Source organism: Pseudomonas reactans, assembly GCF_013387025.1.
Classification (GTDB): domain Bacteria; phylum Pseudomonadota; class Gammaproteobacteria; order Pseudomonadales; family Pseudomonadaceae; genus Aquipseudomonas; species Aquipseudomonas reactans.
The window spans coordinates 1-370 of record NZ_JACAQP010000213.1; the positions used below are offsets into that span (position 1 = coordinate 1).

General features: G+C 54.9%; 1 protein-coding gene. It reads left to right on the plus strand.

Features of this window, described 5'->3' with window-relative positions; genetic code table 11:
- Window positions 1-370, plus strand: a 370-nt coding sequence (locus tag HX793_RS30975; RefSeq protein ID WP_178905638.1) for an OprD family outer membrane porin, incomplete at both ends; no start/stop codon positions are given.

The window sequence follows — 370 nt, forward strand, 5'->3', positions numbered from 1 at the left end:
GGTTGAAAAGGCTAAAGGCCGTAACTCCAGCAACGACGAAGATCTGTCGATTGCCGGTGCCAACGCCAGCTCGAACTACTCCCAGGGTACTGCGGGTCGGTTCAGCAACAAGTTCCAGTACGCCGGTGCCGACTACAAGATCACCAAGGATCTGATCGCCTCGTACTACTATGGCGAACTGAAGGACTTCTACAAGCAGAACTTCCTGGGTCTGGTGAACAACTGGGCCATTGGTCCTGGCGTCCTGAAAAGCGACCTGCGTTACTACAACAGCACTAGCGATGGCGCCAACAACAATACCTCGGCCTACTACACCTCCGGTTACTACGGCGGTGGTGTCACCAAGGGCAAGGTCGACAACGATCTGTAC